This window comes from Candidatus Brocadiia bacterium, assembly GCA_041658285.1.
Taxonomy (GTDB): domain Bacteria; phylum Planctomycetota; class MHYJ01; order JACQXL01; family JACQXL01; genus JBBAAP01.
Genome location: JBBAAP010000003.1, coordinates 21,937 through 44,569 on the forward strand (window position 1 = coordinate 21,937; position 22,633 = coordinate 44,569).

Here is a 22,633-nt window from a genome sequence, read left to right on the forward strand (position 1 = left end):
ATAGTTTTAATTGACAGCGCCCTACAAATAATTTATACCTGCGCTATATGAAAAAGAATAACCAGGTCAAAGTTAAAATGGGCCGGGGTTGCACCGTGGAAAAAGGCGCCCTGGTGGGTTATAAAACGCCCCGCAAGATCGCTGACCATACTTTAACTATCGGCAACAACGCATATATCCGCTCAGGCAGCGTCATCTACTCCGGCTCAAACATCGGCACTAGCCTGGCTACCGGCCATAACGTCATTATCCGCGAAGAAAACACTATCGGCGACCACCTTTCCATCTGGAGCAATTCAATCATAGATTACGGCTGCCGAATAGGCGATAATGTAAAAATACATTCCAATGTTTACATCGCCCAGTTCACGGTAATTGAAGATAACGTCTTTATCGCACCGGGCGTCAGCATAGCCAACGACATACATCCGGGCTGTGAATCATCCGGCAAATGCATGCGCGGACCTATTATCAAAAAAGGCGCTCAGATAGGCGTTAACAGCACTATATTGCCATTCGTTACGATTGGAACGGGCGCGGTAATCGGTTCAGGCTCGGTAGTCAGCCGCGACATCCCGGCCTACAGCGTAGCTTACGGCAATCCGGCCCGGGTACACAATAAAACCAAGAACCTTGAGTGCGTTACCGGCCTGTCTAAAAAGCCATATTCTCGATAAGAGCTAATTAATTTGTCCGTTACTATCGCCGGATATCCGGCTGGAATTCCTGAAAAACATGATTGCTCAGCGCGAACGTTCATACAAAATCTTATTGTTTATCGCGGATATCTTTTCGATAACCGCGACGTTTCATATCGCCGTTTTTACCAGATTCAATCTCGCTAAAAGCCTGTTTGAAAGACAAGGCACGTTCAGCGAACACATGCACCTGATACCTTACGCCATAGTTATTTGGCTTATCGCCTATCGCTTCAGCGGACTTTACAATTCGACGCTCAAAGGTTCGGAAGAATTCCTGGCGCTTATAAAAGGGTCTATAGTCGGCATACTGCTGGCCATGGCTGTTTTGTTCTTTTACCGCGAAGTCTCCTATTCCCGGGCGCTGGTGCTGCTTTTCGCGATGCTCGCGGTTGCCGGCGGAATATTTTCCCGCATGCTCTTTAGATGGATTCGCCACCAAATACTCAAAGGTTCGCAAAGCTTGTCCAGGCTTTTGATCGTCGGCCGCAACACTCTGGGCATAACCCTGGCTGACGAATTGGCCAGACGCCCCATCGGATACGAAGTTGTCGGATTCCTGGACGATAGCCCGGCTTCGGACCACGCTTTGCCCATAGTCGGCAGGCTTGACGAACTGGGAAAAGTCATCCGGGAAAAATCCATCAACGAAGTTTGGATTGCCCTCAAAGACACGCCCCGCGATACGGTTAAACAGCTGGTTGAAATTTGCCTTAATGCAAAAATATCGTGGCGCATCGTCCCGGACCTTTATGAGGTCATGCTCGATTGGATGCGGATAGACAACCTGGCCGGAATTCCGCTGATAGGAATAAAACGCTCTAATATCATCGGATTGAATGTCTGGATTAAACGAATTGTGGATATCATCATTTCATTTTTACTGATTGTTCTAGCGGGGGCGCCGATGGGTATTATCGCCCTGCTCATCAAAATCATATCTCCCGGACCGGTTCTTTTCCTGCAAAAACGGGTCGGACAGAACGGCCGTCGCTTTACATTCCTTAAGTTTCGAACCATGCATGAAGGCGCCTCGCGGCTGGGCCATAAGGATTTCACCGAGAAATGGATTAAAGGCGAGGTTGAAAGCGATAAAGAAAAGAACGAACCGGTTGTCTACAAAATAAAAGACGACCCCCGAATAATACCCTATATCGGAAAGTTCATGAGGCGTTTCAGCGTTGACGAGTTGCCACAGTTTTTCAATGTATTCAGGGGTGATATGAGCATGGTCGGACCTCGACCGGCCCTGCCTTATGAAGTTGAGAATTACCAAGAGTGGCATCTCCGGCGGCTGGAAACAAAGCCCGGCATCACAGGCCTATGGCAGGTTAATGGGCGAAATTTACTTTCTTTCGAAGAAATGGTCAAGCTGGATATTTATTACATCGAGAATTGGTCGCTCTGGTCTGATTTTAACATACTTTTAAAAACATTCTGGGCGGTGGTTGGTTATAAAGCATATTAATATGACCGGTCCCATTTCAAGTCTGTTTAATATCCTGCTGGATATAATTTATCCCCGCTACTGCCTGGAATGCGGCAAAAACCTGGGTTCAACCAAGCATTTTTATCTTTGCGCTGAATGCATCTCTGAGATAACCTTCGTAAACCAGTCTAATACCTGTCCCGTATGCGGCATCGATTTAGGTCCTTATACCGGAGGCAATATCTTGTGCCGAGACTGCGCCATTAACAAGCCCAGGTTTGACAAAGCTTTAGCGGTGGCCCGTTATGAAGGCGTAATGCGCAATATTATCCTAAAACTAAAATACCAGAAAGATAAACCGTTAGCGGTTCCACTGAGCCAATTAATCACAAAAACTATTGCGGGATCAAAAGAAAACATTGATTTAGTCATGCCGACACCTCTTTACCGAACTAAATTAAAGGAACGCGGCTTTAATCAATCACAATTATTAGCCGACGGAGTCGCAAATATCTTGAAAATTAAACTATCTGTTGATAACCTGACAAAAACAAGAGAAACTCAAGATCAAGCCGGGCTGGATGGTCTGGCACGACGGGAAAACCTGAAAAATGCTTTTTCGGTATCCCGGCCCGACGAAATAAAGGGAAAAAATATCCTGCTTATTGACGACGTACTGACCACCGGCACCACGGTATCGGAAATAAGCCGCGTCCTGAAAAAAATCCGGCGCGAATAAAGTATTAGCCTGCGTTCTTGCGCACGGCCGCTAAGGAGTTTGTGATGAAAAGATTTTCGATTTTTGCCTGTGTTTTAATCCTGGCAATTATATCCTCTGTTGCCTCGGCAGAAAACTCATTGAAAAGAAAACAACTCCTGGATACCGAGCTGACTTCGTTTTTTACGGCACCGATTGAATCCTTAAATAATAATCTTTTTCACTCGTTGATAATGATTCCATCGCTGGAAAATGCCGATACCATAAAGCCATCATATCTTTACCTAAAGGGCGGCGGCGAATATTCCACGGCTAATTTTCGTTCCAGCCGCGACGGCTGGAACGTGAATTACCGCGGGGTTTATGAAGAATCATTCATTGAAGGCCGTTATGGCTTCGCCGAACGCATCGAACTCCGAGCCCGGATTAATGCGGCGGCCATAGATGAAAAAGACACCGTAACGATTTCTAACGGCACAGATCAATATCTATCCGGCAACGGCGGCATCGGATTGAGCAATATGATTTTAGGCATCAAAATACCGTTTACCAACCAGAAGTCCAAAATAACCCGGGCGCTGGGCCTTTCTTTAAAGATGCCTCTTTCGCTAAAAGACAACTTGATAGACTCAGACAGCACCGATATCGCACTTTCGTATTACTTAACCAGGCCGGTAAAACCAAATCTTTACCTTCATTCATATCTGGGATACGTCATAACCGGCAAGGTCGACATCTTTTCCAAATTGTTTAACCCTAAGGATGTGTTCTATTATGGTGCCGGGCTGAGCTGGCGGGCCGCTGACACCCTGGTCTGGATAAACCAGATTCAGGGAAATATCAATGCCTTCAGAAAAATTGACGCACTTAAGAAAAATCCCCTGACTATTCAAAGCGGCATCCGTTACAGTGAAGATGGCCGATTCTTCAATGAATTCAATATCGGTACGGGACTTAACAAAGAATCCTCCGATTTTATAATATCCCTGTCAATAGGAACGATGTTCTAAAAAATTAATGGTTCTGCTGTTAGCACCTGCCTACAGCGGGCAGGCGTAGTGAGTTACGAATAACTATACCTGGCAGTAATTCACTAATGCTCAAATTGCCAGAGTATTGATTGTCGAAGTTGGTAGCGGGGGTGGGATTTGAACCCACGACCTCAAGGTTATGAGCCTTGCGAGCTACCGGGCTGCTCCACCCCGCGTCTAACTGGTAGGCTGTCATAGATATATTAATTTTATGAGTCTGTCAACTAAAATCGTCAAGGAGTTCCAGAAAATAGGCCAGGCCGCCGCGGCTATGGGCATCAATACCTCACACAGCGGGAATATCTCTTTACGCCGTGGTGATATTATTTACATAACCCGGCGCGGCTCGATGAAAGGATTCCTAACCAACAAAGACATAATTACTATTGGACTTAAACCGTCAATAAAAGACAGTGCCGCCTCAACCGAAGCAATCGTCCATCGGTCGATATACCTGAACACGAATGCCAAAGCCGTGATTCATACCCATCCGCCTATCGCTACGGCGTTTTCTTTCCGAAACAGTGAAATAAAACCGATTGATTTGGAGGGCTCCCTGCTGCTGCCACGCGTACCGGTTTTAAATTGCCTCAAACCGACCGCATCAAAAGAGCTGGCCGACAAACTACCGCAAATGCTTAAAAAGAGCCCATCCGTTCTGGTAAAAAGACACGGCCTTTTCTGCATCGGACAAACTCTGGAAGACGCTTTCCATTACACCTCTCTTACCGAACACGCCGCTAAAATCATATATTTCATGCGCAAATAACCCATAATTAGGCGAGTTTTGCTTGACCATTTGGGAATTAGTGGTAAAAATCTCAAGAATATTATTTGTATCAGGCGGGTAGTAGCTTAGGTGAAGCCAATATTTAACTCAACAAACGTAATTAACCTAATTGCGGGTTTACTGGTCGGCTTTTATCCTTTTATTACCTGGAAACTGATTATTAAATACCTTTTTCGGTCGGGCAAGCCGGTAATAATAGCCGGATTTATTCTCCTGAAACTGGTAATTATCGGCCTGATTTTATACTTGCTAAATAAGGCAACATTTTTCAGGTTGATACCTTTTACGGTCGGCTTGATTACCGCCCCGATGGCAATAATATTCGGCGTTCTGGCAACAGGCAAGAAGAAATAGAAATATTAAGAGGGTTTATGGCTGGTCAGCATCATCCTCCATCGATTCTGTCTCCCCTATATAGTAAGCTTTCAGGCAGCGGGCTATTACCCGAATTCCTCAAGGGAGAATCCGGCTTGATTTATTTTCAGGTTATTGTCATCAGCTGGTTGATAATGTTCGGACTGGTGTTGTTTTCGCTTATTGCCACCCGCCACCTAAAGAATACGCCAAATCGTTTGCAGGCGTTGATAGAGGTAATTGTCGACAAGCTGGGCAACATGTTTGATTCATTAATGGGCCACGGCGGCCGGAAATATCTCGGCCTGCTGGGCACCTCGTTTATTTTTATATTCTGCCTTAATATTATGGGTTTAATCCCCGGCTTGATGTCGCCCACTGCCAACTGGAATTGCACTATTTCCATGGCGCTGGTCGTCATTTTTATGGTCCAGATTTACGGCATCAAATCTAGCGGATTCCTGGGATACTTTAAGCACCTGGCCGGATCGCCTAAAGGGCTGATTATGTGGGTTCTGGTGCCCATGATGTTCCCACTTCACATCCTGGGCGAATTGATAAAACCCCTGTCGCTTTCCATAAGGCTGTATGGCAATATATCCGGCGAAGACTCGATTATTTTGTCCTTGGTTAATATGGGTTTCTCTTCGCTTCCGCTCCAATTAATGATGATGTTCTTCGCGGTATTCACTTCATTCCTTCAGGCATTCGTGTTCACCGCGCTTTCATCAATTTACATAATGCTTTTAACAGCACATGAATAAAATTGAACACTGTGTGTAAAATAAATGCCCCGCTAATACGGGGTCTAAGAACTTATAGCGGTCTTTTTCGATAAACATCGAAAAGCCCCTAACAGGTTCAAAAAAAGGAGGTGAGAAATAGTGGATATATCAATGACGGCATTAACCATTGGCATTGGCATGGCAATCGCGGCGGCGTTCGGGGCAATCGGCCAATCACGGGCTATCAGCGGCGCGGTTGAAGCCATGGCCCGGCAACCAGAAGCAGGCGGCAGAATTTTCACATCGCTTATCGTCGGTCTGGCGCTGATTGAAACCCTGGTTATCTATACCCTGTTGGTTACCGGTATCTTCCTGCAGGGCAGCCTGGATAAAATGATTAACGCCAAGTACGGCAAGGACGGATTGGAAGCCCAGAAAATGACCGAAACTTACGAAGCCGAGAAAGCAAAGGGCGGCGCTCACTAAAAAGAATAAGACTCGGGGCTTAGGGATGCACGGCTAAATACTCTAAGCCCCGAATCAACAAGCGGGAAGAAAAATATTATGCAGGCTTTAAGTAATTTTTTTAATGCCATGGGCGGGCAGATTCAGGTTATCATTTTGCTGGTTATCAACTTCATAATCCTTTTTCTGGTCCTTAAGAAATTCCTTTTTAGCCGGATCCTGGAACACCTGGATAACCGTAAAAAGGAAATAGAGGGTACTTTTGACAAGATTGAGTTGGATAAAAAGGAAATCTCCAGGCTTACTGACGAATACCAGGCTAAACTCAACCAGATAGAGAAAGAAAGCTATCAAAAAATCCAAGCCGCCATAAAGGAAGGCCTGTCGGCCAAGACGGGCATAATTTCCGAGGCCCACCTCCAATCCGATAATATTATCCGCAAAGCTAAGGACGAAATTGATCAGGAAAAAACCAAGGCCATAAAGGAGCTTCGCAACGAAATCGCCTCGCTGGCCATCCAGGCCGCCGAGAAGGTGATTGATAAAGAGCTGGACGAGAAAACCAATACCCGGTTGGTCGCTTCTTTCCTTGATGAACTCGGACAAAAGCCCCTGGGCAAATAACTAATGATAAACGCCAATATCGCCAAACGTTACGCCAGCGCGCTGATTAGAATCGCGCAAAATAAAAATATCGTCGGTAAAACCGGCGAGGAACTGCTCCTCGCCCTTAAGGTCTACCTAACCTCCAGCCTGCCTAGAATTATCCTGAATCCATTGATTTCCGAACAGGAAAAAAAGTCACTTCTTGAGCGAATGTTTACAGACAAGTTGTCACCCAACACTATGGAATTCCTAAAAACACTCATTATAAAAAAAAGGTTTGACCTATTACCCGATATTACTGAAATTTACGGGCTACTTTCGGACGAAGCGCAGAATATCATCCGGGTCAAAGTTACCTCTGCCTTTCCGCTAAGCGCTTCTGAAGAAAACACGCTCCTGGCTAAGCTAAACATCATAACCCGAAAAAAAATCGTCCTCAAATCCGAGCTGAATAAATCACTCCTGGGCGGGATGCTCATCCAGTTGGGCGACACCGTCCTGGACGGCTCGGTCAAAGGACGCTTGCGATACATGAAAGAACATATGTTTAATTAATAGTTCGGCTGTTAGAACCTGCCTACAGTAGGCAGGCGTAGTGAGTTACAGTCGACTATGCCTGGCAGTAATTCGCTAACGCTAAAACCGCCAGAGTAAGGATGTAAATATGCAGATAAAGCCCGAAGAAATAACTAATATCATCCAAGGCGAAATCTCAAAATACGAAGCCAGGCTTCAGACCGAAACCGTGGGCACCGTCCTACAGGTCGGCGACGGCATCGCCCGCGTTTACGGACTGGATAAGGTCATGTCCGGCGAGCTGGTCGAGTTCGTACCATCAACCCAGACAACCAAATCACAGGAAGCAGCCATCTACGGCATGGCCCTCAACCTTGAGGAAAACAACATCGGCTGCGTGGTTCTGGGCGATAGCAGCTTTATAAAAGAAGGTGATTCCGTCCGGAGCACCGGACGGATTGCACAGGTGCCGGTCGGCAAAGCTCTTATTGGCCGGGTGGTCGACGCCCTGGGCGCCCCGCTTGACGGCAAAGGCCCCATCGTCACCAGCGAATTCAAGCCCATCGAAGGCGGCTCGCCCAACGTCGTCCAGCGCCAGCCAGTCAAAGAACCGCTCCAGACCGGCTGGACAGCCATCGACTCTATGATACCCATCGGACGCGGGCAAAGAGAACTTATAATCGGCGACCGCCAGACCGGTAAAACAGCCTTGGTCATCGATACCATCATCAATCAGAAAGAAAGCGATGTCCTCTGCATATACGTAGCTATCGGGCAAAAAACATCAACTGTCGCGTCTATCGTAGACACGTTGGAAAAACACGGCGCCATGAAATATTCCATCGTTGTTTGCGCCAACGCCAGCGACCCGGCACCCCTCCTTTATATAGCTCCATATGCCGGCTGCGCCATGGGCGAGTATTTTCGCGATAACAAACAACACGCATTGGTCATTTATGATGACCTGTCCAAACACGCGGTCGCCTACCGACAGCTATCACTGTTGTTGCGTCGCCCACCCGGCCGCGAGGCCTACCCCGGTGATATATTCAATCTTCACTCCAGACTTCTAGAACGAGCTGCAAAACTGTCCGACGAGCTAGGCGCCGGATCATTAACCGCGTTACCCATCGTAGAAACACAGGCCGGCGATATATCGGGCTATATCTCGACTAACGTTATTTCTATCACGGACGGCCAGATCTTCCTGGAATCAGACCTTTTTTATGCCGGCGTCCGTCCGGCCATAAACGTCGGGCTTTCGGTTTCCAGGGTAGGCGGATCGGCTCAAGCCAATGCTATGAGAAAAGTGGCCGGCCGGCTCAGGATGGAGCTGGCCCAATACCGCGCCCTGGCTGCTTTTGCCCAGTTTGCCTCAGATCTGGATAAAGCTACTCAAGCACAGCTCATCCGCGGTGAACGCTTAGTCGAAATACTTAAACAACCACAATATGTCCCCCTGCCGCTAGAAACACAGGTGGTATCCATCTATATCGGCACCGCCGGCCTGCTTGATTCCCTGCCCATAGAAACGGTTCGTCCGTTTGTAACCAAGTTCCTCAAATTCGTGGAGGAAAGCCATCCGGGTATCAGTCAGGAAATAAAAAAGACACAGAAACTCGAAGACAAGACTGCCGAACAAATAAAGAAAGCGCTTGAAGAATTTAAACAAAACCACGCAGAAACTGCCAGGCTATAAATCATAAATATGGCTAATACCCGAACCATAAAACGCAAAATAAGAAGCGTTAACAACATTAAGAAGATAACCCGGGCCATGGAAATGGTTTCGGCCGCCAAGATGAAAAAGGCCCAGGGAAAACTTTTGACCCTTCGGCCTTATACAGCACGGCTAACCCATGCATTGGGTCGTTTGCTGGCCGCCTCAGCCGGTAAGATACCATCCGAATACGCTCACTTGATTTCGCACGACGAGCCCAAAACAATATCCCTGTCCGAGCTGTCCGCCACCCCGAACCTTAAGACTATTATCGTGATAACCTCCGGCAAAGGGCTGTGCGGCTCCTATAACGCTAATATCATACGAACTGCGGTTAATTTCACCTCACAGCAGAACAACCCGGAAATAATAACTATCGGCCGCAAGATTTACGACTACTTCCACCACCGGGGCGTACCGATAAAGTCATCCTGCTTAAATCTGCCGATAGACATAACATTGGCGTTCGCCCAGGACCTTATAAAACCCGTACTCAAAGAACTCCGGCCCGATGCCATCCGTCACCGGGAAATATGGGTTGTTTACAGCGAGTTTGTTAACGCCATGATCTCCAAAGTCCGGGTCAAACAGTTCCTGCCTATACAGGTCAACAGCTTAATGGAATCAGACAAACAGTCAATCGACTGCCTGTTTGAACCTGAATCCCAACAGATTATCAGGCTATTATTACCACGTTATATCAACGTAATATTCTATCAGATGTTATTAGAAGCCGTGACCAGCGAACATTCGGCACGGATGCTGGCTATGCGCAACGCCACTGAGAATGCTTCCGAAGTTATAGATAGCCTTACGCTTTCGTTCAACAAAGCCCGCCAGGCCGGCATTACCAAGGAGTTGCTGGATATCGTAGGTGGTGCTGAAGCAATGAGATAAACTTAGGATAAAGACTAAAGAAAGGATAAACTATGCCTCAAATGGAACAAGCAATCGGTAAAATCTTACAGGTCATCGGTCCGGTAGTAGATGTAATCTTCCCCGAAGGACACCTGCCATCTATTTACAATGCACTAAACATTAAAGATAATACAAAAGGGTCTAACCTTACTCTTGAGGTTGCTCAACACTTAGGCAATAACACAGTTCGGGCTATAGCCCTTTCTTCAACAGATGGCTTAGTCCGCGGTATGACCGTGGTTGATACTGGAGCTGTTATTACCGTGCCAGTAGGACGTCCAACTCTGGGCCGGGTCCTAAATCTACTGGGTCAACCTATTGATAATTTGGGCGAAATTAAAACCAAGGATTATCTTCCCATCCACCGCCACGCGCCAACACTTATTGATCAATCCACGGCCACCCAGATATTTGAAACCGGACTCAAGGTAATCGACCTACTGGCACCTTACGCCAAGGGTGGTAAGGTCGGTCTGTTCGGCGGCGCCGGCGTAGGGAAAACCGTGCTCATCACAGAACTCATTCGTAATATCGCCACCGAGCATGGCGGCTTTTCCGTATTCGGCGGAGTGGGTGAACGTACCCGCGAAGGTAACGACCTCTGGCTGGAAATGCAACGCTCCGGAGTTCTCCCCAAAACCGTCATGGTTTTCGGACAGATGAATGAACCGCCCGGAGCCCGTTTGCGCGTCGGTTTGACCGCTCTGACTATGGCCGAATATTTCCGAGACCAGGAAGGTCAGGACGTGCTTCTTTTTATCGATAACATATTCAGGTTCACCCAGGCCGGCTCTGAAGTTTCGGCATTATTAGGCAGAATGCCTTCAGCCGTAGGCTACCAACCCACGCTTTCTTCCGAAATGGCTGAACTTCAGGAACGGATAACCTCGACCAAAAGAGGATCCATTACTTCGGTCCAGGCCATCTACGTTCCGGCCGACGACCTGACTGACCCGGCACCGGCTACCACCTTTTCGCACCTGGACGCTACCACGGTACTATCAAGAGAAATAGCCTCGCTGGGTATTTACCCGGCCGTGGACCCGCTTGACTCAACCTCGCGACTGCTTGACCCCAACATCATTGGGCAGGAACACTACGCGACCGCCCGCGAGGTCCAAAGAATTCTCCAGCGCTACCGCGATTTACAAGACATCATCGCCATCCTGGGTATGGAAGAACTCTCGGATGAAGATAAGCAAATAGTCGCCAGAGCCCGGCGAATCCAGAAATTCCTGTCACAACCGTTTCACGTGGCCGAAGCGTTTACCGGCATGCCCGGCCGCTATGTTCCACTGAAAGAAACCATTAAAGGATTCAAAGAGATTATCGCCGGCAAACACGACACCATACCAGAACAGGCGTTCCTGATGGCCGGAACCATAGAAGAAGTGGTAGAAAAATCTAAAACAATGCAGGCGTAACATCCTGTAGAAATATGAAAACTTTCGATTTAGAAATCGTAACTCCCGAGCGTAAAGTATATAAAGGCGCGCCGTATTCGCTCATTGTCCCGGCCCATACCGGCTACCTTGGTATAATGGCCAACCACGCGCCATTTCTGGGAATACTCGGCAAAGGCAAGGTTACTATACGAATTGAAGCTTCGGAAAACCAAGCCTATGAAATAACAGGCGGGCTGATAGATGTCGGCTCCAACAAGGTGACTATTTTGGCTGATGAGGTTAAGTAAATTGCGGACGACCTAATTTTGCAATTCGGATATTCTTCACATATCCCAACCCTTGATGTGGGTGAACATTGTTTTCCACTTAGGGTGATACGCCTTTTCTCCGGCGTATTCTTGCCACTCTTCATACGTTATAAATGGCTTGGTCTTTTCTATGGGATATATGGCGCTCTTCTGAACGCCTTTTAACGTATTTATCTTCTGCGTCACAAAATCGTTCATGGTTTCATCCCGATCAGCCAAATACGACATCTGTATAACATTGTCATAAAGCTGGAAGGTAAATGCGTAATAAACCTTTTTAAGGCCATCGGGCAGGTCAGGGTTCAGCAGGTGTTTATGAACACTACCTAATTGGGCCGGCGTGACTTTAAGGGTTACCACAAATCGCTTGAAACGATGCGTATCCTTGGGCAACGGGAAGAACCTCGGCCGATAAAGAGGTGTTACCCACAAACGATTGACGCCTTCTATCTTGCTGAGACAGTTGGATACCAGATCCGCCACGGCTTCATGCTCTTTAATATGAACTAAGAGCGAAACACCATTATAACCGGTACGTTTGGTCATATAAAGAAGCCTGCCTTTTTCGCCAAGCGTATCAGATATTTCATCCTTCTGGCTGATAACCTGATCCCATAAAAGCGCGCCTTTTTCATCACCCAAAAGCATTACAATTGCTATCATGTCGTTCTCCTTAAGTTTTATATTAACTACCTTATTTATTATAATATGGTAGCAATCTATTAAATCCTGTCAATAATAGTCCGCTACGTTATGGTGCCGTGGCGTCAACGTTTCACTGTCATAACGTTGGATGGACTCCCTAGCTCTAAATTTCTCTTGACTTGCCCGCCCGCGATGTTATCATATAGGATTGTACCGACATGAAAATAGGAGTACAGAATAGCAACTCGGCCTTATTCGCTCGGTACGTTACGCTAAATTATGCCTGAATCTAAAAAAGATTATTACGAGCTTTTAGGAGTGCCCAAGAATTCCTCAACCGAGGATATCAAGAAGGCTTTCCGCAAAATGGCCCTAAAATACCACCCGGACCGCAATCCTGATAACAAAGCCGAGGCGGAGAAAAAGTTCAAAGAAATTGCCGAGGCCTACGAAATCCTGAGCGACCCGGAAAAACGCGCCAATTACGACCGTTTCGGCCATGAAGGCGTTAAAGGTTATACCACCCACGGGTTCTCGGGATATGAGGATATCTTTGAAAACTTCAGCGATATATTCTCCGGTGATTCGATGTTCTCCTCGTTTTTCGGAGGCAGATCGGGCTCCCGGCGCCGAACACAGCGAGGCAGTAACCTGCGGGTAGAGATTACTATACCGTTCAAGGAATCGGCTACAGGCACAGAGAAAACTATTACGCTCAAACGCAACGAACTCTGCAAGGAATGCCGGGGCACCGGCGCCCGAAAGGGTTCGGATTCAATCAATTGTCCAACCTGCGGCGGCCGGGGCGAGGTCATTCAGGGCGGCGGGTTCTTCACTATTAGAACTGCTTGCCCCCAATGCCAAGGAGCGGGCAAAATAATCAAGACGCCCTGCTCTTCCTGCCAAGGTGGCGGCCGGGTTCGGGAATCGCACGAAATCAAGGTCAAGATACCGGCCGGCATCGAGGACAATACCCGGATGCGACTATCCGGCCAGGGAGAACCATCACCGGACGGCTCGGTTCGGGGCGACCTTTACTGTGATGTTTTCGTAGCGCCGGACCATATTTTTGAGCGTGCCCATAATGACGCAATTATAGAGATGCCCATATCATATACCCAAGCGGCTCTGGGTGCGGAAATTGAGGTGCCCACACTGAACGGAACAGCCAAGATGAAGATACCCAAAGGAACCAAGAGCGGACAGGTGTTCCGGCTGAAAAACCAGGGATTCCCGGATATGCATGGCGGACGCAAGGGACACCAGCTGGTTCGGGTGATGATTGACGGAACAGAAAACCTGACACCTCGCCAGGAAGAACTACTTAAAGAACTGTCTAAAACCGAGACCCCGGGCCAAATTAACAGGGCGCGTAAGATAAACCTCTGGGACCATCCGCCGGAGGAGTAATGAGTGTTGGGTGTAGAAAATTCTGTCCTTTAAACAAGATTAAGCTATGAAAAAGAAACCTGAAGAACCCAAGGAACAACAACCTGTAATCCCGTCCGAAGAAGCGGCTCCGCAGATGCCCGGTATCCCGCCCAAAATCCCTCGGCCAAACTCTGGGCAGATCCAAGAGCAACCCGAAAATGGCAAGGCCTGCCAAACGTCACCGGAAGACCCGGCCCAGGCGCTGGAAAAACTCCAGAAGGAATTAGAAGACCTGCGCAATGCAGCCAATGAGCGCGACGAATTCCTGAAGCTGTCCCAGCGCATCCAGGCGGACTTTGAGAATTACCAGAAACGTATCAAGCGCGACCGGGAATGCTGGGAAAAATACAAGGATGAGGATTTACTCAAAGCACTTATCCCGGCATTTGACAACCTGGATCGGGCACTTAAGATAGAGTGTAAATCCGACGATGCTAAATGCCTACTGGACGGCGTCGGCTTGAGCAAACAGGAAATATTACGGATAATGGAAAAACACGGGGTCAAGCTGATAAAAACCATGGACGAGAAATTCAACCCTAATTACCACGAGGTAGTCAACGCCAAAGAGTCTTCCGATAAACCGGACGGCATTATTATCGAAGAGATTGTCAAAGGATTCATGCTTTATGACCGAGTCATCCGCCCAGCCAAGGTGGTAATCGCGGCCAGCAAAAAGAAACCGGCTGACCCTAAGGCACCCGAAACGCCGAATTGTTAATTACTTAAGATTTAAGTTTTATGCCAACATACGATTACGAATGCCCCAAGTGTAACCATAAATTCGAGCATTTCCAAGGCATTAATGACGCCGTTCTAAAGCAGTGCCCCAAGTGCAAGCGAACCGGGCTAAGACGCCTGATTGGTTCAGGCAGCGCCCTGATATTCAAGGGTTCGGGGTTTTATATCACCGATTATTGCAATAAAAGCACATCCTACACCGAAGCCAAGAAGAAGGATGAAGCCTCCGCTCCGGCGCCAAAACCGGAAATCAAGACTGATAAACCCGCGCCTAAGGAATCCAAGAAGCCGTCTAACACCAAAGACAAAAAATAATAATTATTGACAAGTTATTACATATAAGGTAGAAACACTCCAACTTAAAACTGATTCCCCGGTAGCTCAATGGTGGAGCGAGCGGCTGTTAACCGCTAGGTTGTAAGTTCGAATCTTACCCGGGGAGCACTTCCTAATAAAGGACGAAATTATGAAACCTATTAATTATCCCGCAAAACTCAATGTCGCCCCTGAATTGCTCACGGAAAACGTAGCCAAGCGGGCCAACAAGGTGGCCATCTACTGCGAAGACCAAAAAGTAACCTTCAAACAGCTTGACGAAAACGTTAATCGTTTCGCCAACGTTCTGAAGAACCTGGGCCTCAAGCCGCAGGACCGCATCCTCCTGATATTGCCGGACCGGCCGGCATTTTATTACGCATTCCTGGGCAGCATCAAATACGGCGTCGTGCCCATCCCCACCAATACCACCCTGAAAAAGGAAGACTTCCAGTTCATGCTCGAAGACAGCGAATCTAAAGCCATCGTAACCACTTCGGACAGCGAAGCCGCCGGCATCCAGGGCAAAAACCTTAAGCATATCCTGCTGGCTGACAAAGGGCTTGATGAACTGATGGCCAAGGCGTCGCCCGCGGCCGAAGCCTGCCCTTCATCCTCCAACGATATCGCTTTCTGGCTCTACAGCTCCGGCAGCACCGGCAAACCCAAAGGCGTGCCCCACCGCCATCTCGATATACTTTACACGGCCGACACCTTCGCCAAAGAGGTGCTCAAGATAACGGAAAAGGACATAATTTTCTCGGCCAGCAAGCTCTTCTTCGCTTATGGCCTGGGCAACAACCTTTCTTTCCCGCTCAGGTTCGGCGCTTCAGCCGTGCTAATGCCCGGCAAACCGTCGCCGGAAAACGTTATGGCGGCTCTGGCTAAATACAAACCGACCGCATTCTTCGGCGTGCCGACCCTGTTCAATTCCATGCTCAAGAAGCTGGACAAAGACTGCCTGAGCTCGGTGCGCATATGCACTTCGGCCGGCGAAGCCCTGCCACCGGAGATTTACAGCAAATGGAAAGAAGCCACCGGCCTCGAGGCGCTGGACGGCATCGGCTCGACCGAGGCGCTGCACATATTCATCTCTAATTTCCCCAACGACGTCAAACCAGGCACCTCCGGCAAGGTCGTGCCCGGCTACGAAGCCAAGATAGTCGACGATTCCGGCAACGAGCTCGGCTCGGGCAAAACCGGATACCTGATTATCAAAGGGCAAAGTATCACCCCCGGTTACTGGAAACGGCCCGACGACAACGCCGAAAAGATGCTGCCGGACGGCTGGTTCAAAACCGGAGATATGTACCAGCTCGATAACGGTTATTTTTCCTACCAGGGCCGCGGCGACGATATGCTCAAGGTCGGCGGTATCTGGGTTTCGCCCATCGAAATCGAGAACGTCCTGCTCCAGAACAAGATGGTCTCGGACTGCGCCGTGGTCGGCCAGCTGGTCGAAGGGCTGACCAAGCCGTTCGCTTACGTGGTGCCCCAGCCGAGTATGTCCAAAACCCAGGCCGAGGCCGAAAAGATTCTCCAGTTCGTCCAGGAACGCCTGCCCAAATACAAATGGCCCTGGCAGGTTTTCTTCGTGGATGAACTGCCCCGAACCAGCACCGGCAAGGTCCAACGGTTCAAGCTGCGCGGGCGGGTTAATCCTTAAACTCAATAATTTATGGACAACACGGCTGAAATGGCTTAAATAGCCGCCATATGAACTTCCGCAGACGAATCATCGTCAGTTTATTCCTGCTTTCCTGCGTCTTGGCCACCGGCACCATCGGCTATTGGATTATCGGCGGCAAATTCCTGGACGCCCTTTATATGACCGTCATCACCTCGGCCACGGTCGGCTACGGCGAAGTGGTCCCCGTTTCCAACAACCCCGGCGCCGAGATTTTCACCATCATCTTCATCATCCTGTCGGTCATCACCATCGGCATCATTACTTCGCTGTTGGTGGCATCAATACTAGAATTAGAAATGAGCGGATTCTTAAGGAGGCGAAAAATGAATAAGGAAATCGGAAAACTTACCGGGCACTATATCATCTGCGGCGCGGGCGAGACCGGCATCCACATCGTTCAGGAAATGTCCAAGATGCTGATGACCTTCGTGGTCATCGACCGCGACCAACCGCGGCTGGAAAAACTGGCCGCCCTGTCGCAGAACATCCTTTACCTGGTGGGCGACGCCACCGACGACGAGATCCTGCTGGCGGCCGGCGTGGAACGGGCCAACGGCGTCATGGCCGCCCTGCCCTCGGACAAGGACAACCTTTATATTACCGTAATGGCCAAGCAGTATAACCCCAAGATGCGCATCGTGGCCCTGGGCGTCGAGGATAAGGCCGTCAATAAGCTTAAAAAGGCCGGCGCCGATACTGTCGTCTCTCCGGCCCTCATCGGCGGCCTGAGGATGGCCTCGGAAATGACCCGGCCGTCCGCCACCAAGTTCCTGGACACCATGCTCCGCCAGACCAGCGGCACCTACCGCATCGAGGAAATAAGCATCCCGGCCGGCTCGCACGTCATCAACAAGAAACTGTCCGAACTCGGCCTGCGCGACAAATACAGCCTGCTCATCCTGGCCATAATGAAATCGGATTCGGACGAAATAACATACAGCCCGCCGGCTGACACCGCCCTAAAGGAGGGCTCCATCCTGGTGGTCCTGGGCGAAATTCACAGTATCAAGCAGGTCCGGGAACTGGTTTAAAATTAATTATACCGAAAGGAATATTTATGAAGCACCTGGCATTGTTGATGTCCGCCCTGCTCCTGGCCGGCTGCGCCGCCAAACCGGCCCCGGTCGCCCAAAAACCCAAACCGCTCAGCCCGGCTGAAATGAAGATAAAAGCCATCACCGACCTTTACAAGCAGAACAAACTCGACCAGGCCCAAACCGCCTGCGAAGAACTGCTCAAGGCCGAGCCCAGCAACGCGGCCGCGCATTACGAACGCGGCAACATCTGGCAATACCGGGATAACGACGATATGGCCCTGGTCGAATTCAGAAAGGCCATCGAGCTCGACCCCAGCTTCTACGATGCCCAGCGCGACATCTGGTATATGGAGCTGGCCAAAGCCGCCGATGACAACGCCAAGGCCGAGCTCAAGAGCCGTATAAAGGAAAAGGCCGCCGCCATCATTTCCAAGGGCCGACCGTCCGACAAACTCTACTCATTCGGATTCTACGCTTACAATATGTCCGGCGAACCGGAAAAGGCCGAACAGATGAAAACCTCCCTGGTGTCCGGCTATCCGGACAGCGAAGAGCTGGACGGCGTCGGCAACGAGGTCTTCGAGAACATTCTGGCCGCCACCCAGGGCGCCAACCGGCCCAAAAGAGCGCCCATGTGCGAATCTTACATCAAGGATTTCCCCAACGGTTCGCGGACCGATTACGCCTACAGGTTCCTGCTGGGTTTTTACTGGAAAGACCAGCCCGACGCCGGCAAAGTCAAGACCTACGCCCGGATGTGGGTGGCCGCCCGGCCCCAATACCCGCTGGCCCTGTCCACCTCGGCCCGGGTCTGCGCCGAGATGGGCGTCGAACTGGACCAGGCCGCGAAATGGGCCACCGCCGCGGTCAAATATATGGACCAGTCTTTCCCTTCGCTGGATGAATGGACCAAACGCAGCGACAAGAAACCGTTCTGGCTCTATGAATGGCAGTTTGCCGACGAGGCCAAGCCCTTCGACATCCTCGACGCGGCCGCCTGGGTCTACTTCAAGAAAGGCGATTTCGCCTGGGCCGATTCCTATATGAGCCAGGCCCTCAAATACGAAAACTTCCACAGCCGGCTCTGGTATCATCAGGGCAAAATCTTCCAGGCCCAAGGCAAAACAGACCTGGCCCTCGACGCCCTGGCCCGCTCCCTTATCGCCAGGAACGATATCCCCGAGGTGCCCACGGCCATCAAGGAACTCCTCAAAGCCAAGCACCCGAACCTGTCCGATGCCGAGATAGACCAGCGCTATCAGGGCCTGGGCAAAGAAATGGCCGCCAAACATGGCCTGCCTTATTTCACGGACATCACGGCCGAAGCCGGCCTAAGCGCCTCGCTGGGCCGCAAGGTCGCTTGGGGCGATTATGACAACGACGGCCTGCAGGACCTGCTCATCAACGGATTCGTCCTGTGGCATAACAACGGCGACGGCACATTTACCAACGTCACCACCGCGGCCAAGCTGTCCGGCGAAAATACCGGCGGCGTCTGGGCCGACTACAATAACGACGGCTGGCTGGACTTCTTCTCCAGCGGCGGCGCCGACTCGCTCTGGAAGAACAACGGCGACGGCACTTTCACCAACGTCACCGAAGCGGTCAACCCCAGACTCAACGACGGACATCCGACCGAAGGCACCGGTTGGGGCGATTATGACCGCGATGGTTATGTAGATTTATACGCGGCCAATTATGAAAATCCATTTTCCGTCGGCACGCCTGACTTCCTGTATAAAAATGAGAAAGGGCTTACATTTAAGGACGTCACCGCCGAAGCCGGCATCACCCCGCCAAAGAATATGTGCGGCCGGGGCGTCAACTGGGGCGACTATAACAACGACGGCTGGCCGGACATCTTCGTCTCCAACTACCGGCTCAACCCGGACTTCCTCTGGAAGAATAACGGCAACGGCACTTTCCTTAACGTGGCCAGGGAGACCGGCGTCGAAGGCACCCCGGTCCAGGGCGCTTACGGGCATACCATCGGCTCGGAATGGGCCGACTACAACAACGACGGTAACCTCGACCTGTTCCAGGCCAACCTGTCGCATCCGCGCTACATCACTTTTTCCAATATGAGCTACCTGCTCCGCAACAACGGCGCGCCGGATTACCGCTTCGATGAACGCCGCGCCCAAGCAGGCATCCGGTACGAGGAAACCCATACCGAACCGGCCTGGGGCGATTTCGATAACGACGGCCTGCTCGACCTGTTCATCACCTCGGTCTATGTCAATATGCCCTCGTTCCTTTACAAGCAGGTCAGCCCCGGGCAATTCGAAGACATCACCTGGCTGACCGGTGTGCGCATCTCCGACGGCTACGGCTGCGCCTGGGCCGACTTCGATAACGACGGCGACCTGGACCTGATTGCCGGCGAAAACGCCAATAAAATCCATTTCTTCCGGAACGAGACCATATCCAAGGCCGCAACCAATAATAACAACTGGCTCGAGGTCAAGCTCATCGGCGCCGACTGCAACACCGCCGCCATCGGCGCCCGGCTGACGCTGAAAGTCACAACGATTCCTAGAGTACCAATACTGTCAGAGATTCCGATACTTTCCGCTCCGCCCTCAGCAGAACAGCTTACCCGCGAGGTTCAGGGCGGCAAGGGCACCACCAGCCAGCATTCGCTGGTCCAGCATTTCGGGCTGGGCAATCGGGCTGGCCCGCAGGCCCTGTCCGTGCGCTGGCCCTGCGGTCGGGTAACCGAGCACCTGGTCGAACCCAATAAAATCACGACCATAAAGGAGCCGTAACTATGGATTTCTCGGGGCGCAAATCAGGCATCAAGGCCTTCACCGCCGTCAACCTGGCAATGGCCCATATGGCCGCCGTCCTGTTCAAGCCGTTCAACCCGGTCAGATGGCTCAAGTTCGGCGTCATCGGGTTCCTGGTCTATATGGGCCAGGGCGGTTTTAATATCAATGTGCCCTGGCAGGGCGACACAAATAAATGGGCCGCCTCGGGCCCGCCCGACTTCAACCACATCTTCCAGTGGTGCAAGGACAATATGGCCATCATCATCGCCGTGGCCGCCGCAATCGTGCTTCTTATCACCGTCGTCTGGATCGTCTGGCTCTACCTGTCTTCCAGGTTCTCGTTCGTCCTGATAGACGGCGTGGTCAAAAAGGACCTGCGCATCAGGGAATATTACCGGGCCCGCCGGGCCGAGGGCTGGTCGTATTTCCTCTGGCGCATGGGATTCCTCGGCGTCATACTGCCGGTGGTACTCATCGCCGCCGTGCCCGCGGCCGTGGCCATATTTTTCATCATCAAGCAGTTCTCCGTCGGCCTGCTCCTGCTGGTGATTGCGTCCATACTCTTCTTCCTGGCCGTGCTGATCCTGTCCGCCATAGTCGGGATGCTCACCGACGATTTCGTCCTGCCCATTATGACCCTGTTCGGGCTGAAATCGATGAAGGCCTGGGGTGTGCTCTGGTCGCTGATTAAATCCGATACCAAATCGTTCATTTATTACCTGCTGGTCAAACTGCTTATGGCTATCTGCGCCGCTATCGCCGCCATCACCGTCTCCTGCCTGATAATGGCCCTGGCTATGCTGCCCGGCCTGGCGATTCTCGGCCTGATTACCCTGGCCCAGAGCACGCCCCTGCTTTACATTATCATCGTGCCGCTGGCCCTGGTCCTGATGGTCTTCTTCGGCCTGCTGACCCAGACCGTCTTCGCGCCCATAACCGTGTTCTTCCGGTCTTTCTCGCTGCTATTCCTGGAGGGCTTCGGGCCGGAGTTCCTGACCGTCAACCGCCCGCAATCTAATATTTCCGGCTAAAATAGGGATTTTTTCTTGACACAACGCCGTTTCTAGTATATCTTCAACGGGTAATACGAACAAAATCTAAAGAGGAGGTAATCTATGAGAGAATTGAAAGGCAACTGGCTGGACCTGTTTAACGGGTTCTCGGTGGCGTTCGATGTCAAGAAGCTGTTTGCGGTGTTTATCGCCCTGTCGCTGACCGTGATAATCATCGGCGTCATACCCTGGCTGACGCTCTTTGCCATCAACCCGGCCGCTTTAAATACCATTGACCTGAAATTGGCCTTCGCCAATGTCGGTGACGGCAACACCTGCGCGTTTACCAACCTGGCCTCTTTCAAGCATATGGCCGGCCAGATGATGCGTAACCACAGCCAGCTGGCCATCCAGGTCCGCTCGGCGCTCTATACCACCATGGGCATCTATAAATATCCCTTCCTGCTGGCCCTGGTGCTGATGCTCCTGGCCGTTTGGGGATATTTCGGCGGAATGGTCACCCGTATCGCCGCCATCAACCTGACCAAGGACGAAAGCCTCGGCTTCGGCAAGGCCGCCGCCTTCGCATCCAAGAAGTTTACCAGCTTCTTCGCGCCCATAGTCGTCTGCCTGATGGGCCTGATTTTCTTCGCACTGTGCAACGCGGCCGGCGGTCTTATCGGCCTTATCCCGGTGGTCGGCCCCATCCTGGTGGCGCTCGGACTGCCCCTGGCCATACTTTCCGGATTCATTATGCTCTTCATCATCATCGGCCTGTTCAGCCATATACTCTTCTACCCGACCATCGGAGTGGAAGGCACCGATACGTTTGACGCCATCAGCCGGAGCTTCCAATATCTCTACGCCCGGCCCTGGCATTACATCTGGTATACGCTCACCGCCATCGCCTACGGCATCCCGACCATCATATTCGTCGGCTTCTTCGCCCGGTATATGATTAAGCTCGCTGTCGCCACGGCCTCGATGGGTATGGGCGTCTCGATGCACAACATCCTGTCGCTGACCAACCTGCCCATCGTCGACTGCCTCAAGGTAGGTGTTCCGATGGATATGGGCTCGCCCATATCGGCCAGCTATTACATCGCCGCGGTGATTATGGCCGTCTGGCTCATCCTCATCTGCGGGCTGGCCGCATCCTACATCGTTTCCTACTCGCTCTCGGCCAACACCATCATATATCTGCTTCTCAGGAAGAAAGTGGATGAGATAGAAATGAAAGAGGTTTACGACGAAGAAATGGAAGAGATGATGCCGGGCAACATTCCGGTAGCTCCTCCGGCCACTAACGATAAACCGAAGTAGAATA

General features: G+C 50.7%; 23 protein-coding genes and 2 tRNA genes. 23 read left to right on the plus strand and 2 right to left on the minus strand.

Annotated elements, in window-relative coordinates; all coding sequences use genetic code 11:
* Nucleotides 1-47: 47 nt before the first annotated feature.
* Genes WC980_03990 through WC980_04005 form a run of 4 tightly spaced genes read left to right on the plus strand, consistent with a single transcriptional unit; the run spans nt 48 to nt 3,855 of the window.
* Nucleotides 48-677 (plus strand): DapH/DapD/GlmU-related protein, encoded by a 630-nt coding sequence (locus WC980_03990; protein MFA5794210.1) that lies wholly within the window; start codon nt 48-50, stop codon nt 675-677.
* A 58-nt stretch (nt 678-735) separates the two neighbouring features.
* The gene (locus tag WC980_03995) at nt 736-2,166 is read left to right on the plus strand and encodes a sugar transferase (GenBank protein MFA5794211.1); all 1,431 of its coding nucleotides are present in this window, start codon (nt 736-738) and stop codon (nt 2,164-2,166) included.
* Nucleotide 2,167: 1 nt separating this feature from the next.
* Nucleotides 2,168-2,866, plus strand: coding sequence for a ComF family protein (locus WC980_04000; protein ID MFA5794212.1), 699 nt, complete (start codon nt 2,168-2,170; stop codon nt 2,864-2,866).
* 44 nt (nt 2,867-2,910) lie between these two features.
* Nucleotides 2,911-3,855: a DUF3187 family protein gene (locus tag WC980_04005; GenBank protein MFA5794213.1), complete on the plus strand. Its 945-nt coding sequence runs from the start codon at nt 2,911-2,913 to the stop codon at nt 3,853-3,855.
* Nucleotides 3,856-3,975: 120 nt separating this feature from the next.
* On the opposite strand, the gene WC980_04010 is transcribed toward WC980_04005, so the two are convergent.
* Nucleotides 3,976-4,052, minus strand: a tRNA-Met gene (locus tag WC980_04010).
* A 35-nt stretch (nt 4,053-4,087) separates the two neighbouring features.
* On the opposite strand from WC980_04010, the gene WC980_04015 reads away from it, so the two are divergent.
* From WC980_04015 to atpC, 10 genes are all read left to right on the plus strand, one after another.
* Nucleotides 4,088-4,645 carry a class II aldolase/adducin family protein gene (locus WC980_04015; GenBank protein MFA5794214.1) on the plus strand — a complete coding sequence of 186 codons (558 nt, stop codon included), beginning with the start codon at nt 4,088-4,090 and terminating at the stop codon, nt 4,643-4,645.
* 90 nt (nt 4,646-4,735) lie between these two features.
* Entirely contained in the window at nt 4,736-5,020 is a 285-nt protein-coding gene (locus WC980_04020; GenBank protein MFA5794215.1) for a hypothetical protein, read from the plus strand.
* Between the two features lie 17 nt (nt 5,021-5,037).
* A complete protein-coding gene (gene atpB / locus WC980_04025) occupies nt 5,038-5,784 on the plus strand; it encodes a F0F1 ATP synthase subunit A (protein ID MFA5794216.1) in 747 nt (248 codons plus the stop codon).
* Nucleotides 5,785-5,904: 120 nt separating this feature from the next.
* On the plus strand, nt 5,905-6,231 hold the full coding sequence (locus WC980_04030; protein ID MFA5794217.1) for an ATP synthase F0 subunit C: 327 nt from the start codon (nt 5,905-5,907) through the stop codon (nt 6,229-6,231).
* 78 nt (nt 6,232-6,309) lie between these two features.
* Nucleotides 6,310-6,834 carry a F0F1 ATP synthase subunit B gene (gene atpF, locus WC980_04035; protein MFA5794218.1) on the plus strand — a complete coding sequence of 175 codons (525 nt, stop codon included), beginning with the start codon at nt 6,310-6,312 and terminating at the stop codon, nt 6,832-6,834.
* A 3-nt stretch (nt 6,835-6,837) separates the two neighbouring features.
* Complete coding sequence (atpH, locus tag WC980_04040) at nt 6,838-7,371, plus strand: ATP synthase F1 subunit delta (GenBank protein MFA5794219.1); 534 nt, start codon at nt 6,838-6,840, stop codon at nt 7,369-7,371.
* Between the two features lie 109 nt (nt 7,372-7,480).
* Nucleotides 7,481-9,031 (plus strand): F0F1 ATP synthase subunit alpha, encoded by a 1,551-nt coding sequence (gene atpA / locus WC980_04045; protein MFA5794220.1) that lies wholly within the window; start codon nt 7,481-7,483, stop codon nt 9,029-9,031.
* A 9-nt stretch (nt 9,032-9,040) separates the two neighbouring features.
* Complete coding sequence (atpG, locus tag WC980_04050; protein ID MFA5794221.1) at nt 9,041-9,949, plus strand: ATP synthase F1 subunit gamma; 909 nt, start codon at nt 9,041-9,043, stop codon at nt 9,947-9,949.
* Between the two features lie 41 nt (nt 9,950-9,990).
* Complete coding sequence (gene atpD / locus WC980_04055) at nt 9,991-11,394, plus strand: F0F1 ATP synthase subunit beta (protein ID MFA5794222.1); 1,404 nt, start codon at nt 9,991-9,993, stop codon at nt 11,392-11,394.
* A gap of 14 nt (nt 11,395-11,408) precedes the next feature.
* Nucleotides 11,409-11,663, plus strand: a complete 255-nt coding sequence (gene atpC, locus WC980_04060) for an ATP synthase F1 subunit epsilon (GenBank protein MFA5794223.1) — start codon at nt 11,409-11,411, stop codon at nt 11,661-11,663.
* Between the two features lie 36 nt (nt 11,664-11,699).
* Here the strand turns inward: atpC and WC980_04065 are convergent, their stop codons facing one another.
* Nucleotides 11,700-12,347 carry a hypothetical protein gene (locus WC980_04065; GenBank protein ID MFA5794224.1) on the minus strand — a complete coding sequence of 216 codons (648 nt, stop codon included), beginning with the start codon at nt 12,345-12,347 and terminating at the stop codon, nt 11,700-11,702.
* 261 nt (nt 12,348-12,608) lie between these two features.
* On the opposite strand from WC980_04065, the gene dnaJ reads away from it, so the two are divergent.
* The 9 genes from dnaJ (at nt 12,609) to WC980_04110 (ending at nt 22,629) form a co-directional block, all read left to right on the plus strand.
* Entirely contained in the window at nt 12,609-13,739 is a 1,131-nt protein-coding gene (dnaJ, locus tag WC980_04070; protein ID MFA5794225.1) for a molecular chaperone DnaJ, read from the plus strand.
* Nucleotides 13,740-13,785: 46 nt separating this feature from the next.
* Entirely contained in the window at nt 13,786-14,481 is a 696-nt protein-coding gene (gene grpE, locus WC980_04075; protein ID MFA5794226.1) for a nucleotide exchange factor GrpE, read from the plus strand.
* Between the two features lie 20 nt (nt 14,482-14,501).
* Nucleotides 14,502-14,816 (plus strand): zinc ribbon domain-containing protein, encoded by a 315-nt coding sequence (locus WC980_04080; protein MFA5794227.1) that lies wholly within the window; start codon nt 14,502-14,504, stop codon nt 14,814-14,816.
* 55 nt (nt 14,817-14,871) lie between these two features.
* Nucleotides 14,872-14,943, plus strand: a tRNA-Asn gene (locus tag WC980_04085).
* Between the two features lie 24 nt (nt 14,944-14,967).
* Nucleotides 14,968-16,482, plus strand: a complete 1,515-nt coding sequence (locus WC980_04090; protein ID MFA5794228.1) for a benzoate-CoA ligase family protein — start codon at nt 14,968-14,970, stop codon at nt 16,480-16,482.
* 50 nt (nt 16,483-16,532) lie between these two features.
* Nucleotides 16,533-17,537: a potassium channel protein gene (locus tag WC980_04095; GenBank protein ID MFA5794229.1), complete on the plus strand. Its 1,005-nt coding sequence runs from the start codon at nt 16,533-16,535 to the stop codon at nt 17,535-17,537.
* Nucleotides 17,538-17,563: 26 nt separating this feature from the next.
* Nucleotides 17,564-20,311 (plus strand): FG-GAP-like repeat-containing protein, encoded by a 2,748-nt coding sequence (locus WC980_04100; protein ID MFA5794230.1) that lies wholly within the window; start codon nt 17,564-17,566, stop codon nt 20,309-20,311.
* Nucleotides 20,312-20,313: 2 nt separating this feature from the next.
* Nucleotides 20,314-21,345, plus strand: a complete 1,032-nt coding sequence (locus tag WC980_04105; protein MFA5794231.1) for a hypothetical protein — start codon at nt 20,314-20,316, stop codon at nt 21,343-21,345.
* 84 nt (nt 21,346-21,429) lie between these two features.
* Complete coding sequence (locus tag WC980_04110; protein MFA5794232.1) at nt 21,430-22,629, plus strand: hypothetical protein; 1,200 nt, start codon at nt 21,430-21,432, stop codon at nt 22,627-22,629.
* Nucleotides 22,630-22,633: the final 4 nt, after the last annotated feature.